Source organism: Streptomyces pathocidini (genome assembly GCF_001418495.1).
In the GTDB taxonomy this organism is placed as follows: Bacteria; Actinomycetota; Actinomycetes; order Streptomycetales; family Streptomycetaceae; genus Streptomyces; species Streptomyces pathocidini.
On the sequence record NZ_LIQY01000655.1, the window covers coordinates 1 to 2548 of the forward strand.

2 protein-coding genes are annotated in these 2548 nt (G+C 73.9%); both read right to left on the reverse strand.

The window, feature by feature from the left end:
* Positions 1–268 precede the first annotated feature (268 nt).
* Positions 269–1531 carry an APC family permease gene (locus AOK16_RS24120; RefSeq protein ID WP_055474227.1) on the reverse strand — a complete coding sequence of 421 codons (1263 nt, stop codon included), beginning with the start codon at positions 1529–1531 and terminating at the stop codon, positions 269–271.
* Between the two features lie 141 nt (positions 1532–1672).
* On the reverse strand, positions 1673–2548 hold an 876-nt coding region (locus tag AOK16_RS24125), incomplete at its 5' end, for a chitinase (protein ID WP_169790952.1).

Sequence of the window (2548 nt, forward strand, 5' to 3'; positions counted from 1 at the left end):
CCCCCAGCTACCGCTGGGGGAGTACCCACCTCGGGCGGCCAACGTGCGGGATTCGTACCCGGCTATCCGCCGGAGTTCGTTGTCCGCCCTGCGGGGGCACCCCGACACACCCCCTCCCCGCCACCAGCGACCTCAGGGCCGCCGTAGGCACTGGCCCGGAGCGGCCACGCTCCGGCGAGGGTGCGGCAGCGGCCATCCCTCGGAGGCACTGGACCCGGGACGGTCACGCTCCAGTGGAGGTGCAGCCCGTACGCCGTACGCCGCCGCGTCAGGGTGTCCGGCGGCCGCGCCGAAGCGCGTAGACAATCGCCCCCGCCGCGAGGACCGCGGCGCCCGTCGCCGCCGAGGCCGGCGGGAGGGTGCAGGCCAGAGCGGCGCAGCCGATAAGGCCGGTGGCCGGGAGGGCGCGCGCGGGGCGCCCCTCCTCTCGGGTCAGGGTCCAGGCGGCGGCGTTGGCGATCGCGTAGTAGGTGAGGACGCCGAAGGAGGAGAAGCCGATGGCGCCCCGCAGGTCGGCCGTGGCCGCAGCGACGGCGACGACCGCGCCGACCGCCAGCTCCGCGCGGTGCGGCACGTGGAAGCGCGGGTGCACGGCGGCGAGCGCGCGCGGGAGGTGGCCGTCACGGGCCATGGCCAGCGTGGTGCGCGAGACGCCGAGGATCAGGGCGAGGAGCGAGCCGAGCGCGGCAACGGCGGCTCCCACCCGTACGACGGGGGCGAGTTGGGGAACACCCGCGGCGCGTACCGCCTCCGCGAGTGGGGCGGTGGTCTCGGCCAGGCGCTCCGGGCCGAGCACGCCGAGGACGGCGGCGGCCACCGCCGCGTAGACGACGAGGGCCAGCCCGAGTGCGATGGGGATCGCGCGCGGGATGGTGCGCGCCGGATCGCGCACCTCCTCGCCGAGCGTGGCGATCCGCGCGTACCCGGCGAAGGCGAAGAACAGCAGGCCCGCCGCCTGGAGCACCCCCGCGGGCGTCGCGTCGCCACCGCCCGGCACCAGCCGTCCCGCGTCCGCCGTCCCGCTGGTGAGGCAGGCCGTGACGACCGCCGCGAGCACCGCGAGGACGGCCGCGACGATCGCGCGGGTCAGCCAGGCCGCCTTCTGAACTCCGGTGTAGTTCAGGGCTGTCAGCGCCACCACGGCCGCGACCGCCACCGCGTGCGCCTGCCCCGGCCAGGCGTACGCGCCCACGGTCAGCGCCATGGCCGCGCAGGAGGCGGTCTTGCCGACGACGAACCCCCAGCCCGCGAGGTACCCCCAGAACGCGCCGAGCCGCTCGCGCCCGTACACGTACGTACCGCCGGAGGCCGGGTAGCGGGCCGCGAGCCGGGCCGAGGCGGTGGCGTTGCAGTACGCGACGACGGCCGCGACCGCGAGCGCCGGCAGCAGCGCGGACCCGGCCGCGCGGGCCGCGGGCGCGAGCGCGGCGAAGATCCCGGCCCCGAGCATGGAGCCGAGCCCGATGACGACGGCGTCGGAGACGCCGAGGCGGCGGCGCAGTTCGCCGGGGGCGTTCGGGGGAGCGTTCACCGGGGTGACGGTACCGGGCGCGCGTGTACGGGCGGTGGCGGGCCGGTCTCCGTACGGGAGGAGCCGCGCGGGCGGGCCGCCGCCGTGCGGGAACGGCGGCGGCCCTGGTGGGGGGTGGCGTTCTGGGCGTACGAGGTGTGGCTACGGCAGCCCGTGGACGTGCGGCCCCACGGTCCCGGACCACTGGTTGCCGTTGCTGGCGTCCCAGTTGGTGGACCAGGTCATCGCGCCGCGCAGGGTCGGGTACGTCCTGGGCGGTTTGAAGGAGCCGCAGTTCGTTCCTCTGGCGAGGCAGTCGAGGGCGGCGTTGACGATGCTGGGGGTGACGTAGCCGGAGCCCGCGCCGCTGGTGGAGGCGGGGACGCCGATGCCGACCTGGGAGGGGGCGAGCCCGCCCTCCAGCTGGATGCAGGCGAGGGCGGTGAGGAAGTCGACGGAGCCCTGGGAGTAGACCTTGCCGTCGCACCCCAGCATGGAACCGCTGTTGTAGTACTGCATGTTGACGACGGTCAGGATGTCCTTGATGTTGAGCGCTGTCTTGAAGTACTCGTTGGACGTCGACTGCATGTCGAGCGTCTGCGGCGCCATCGTGATGACCAGGTCGCTGCCCGCCTTTCCGGCCAGCGAGCGCAGCGCCTGGGTCATGTAGGTGGAGTTGAGGCCGTTCTCCAGGTCGATGTCGACGCCGTCGAAGCCGTACTCCTGCATCAGCGCGTAGACCGAGTTCGCGAAGTTCGTCGCCGAGGCCGCGCTGTTGACGGCGACCGTGCCGTTCTGGCCGCCGATCGAGACGATCACGGACTTGCCCGCCGCCTGCTTGGCCGCGATGTCGTTCTTGAACTCCTGCTCGCTCGCGTAGCCGAGCGCCGGGTCGAGGGTGAAGTCCACCGCGCCCTGCGTGGCTGTGGCGTCGGCGAAGGCGACGGCGATGATGTCGTACTGGCTCTGCACGTCGCGCAGCTTCTGCACGGTCGCACCGTTGTCGAAGTTCTGCCAGTAGCCGGTCACCGCATGCGC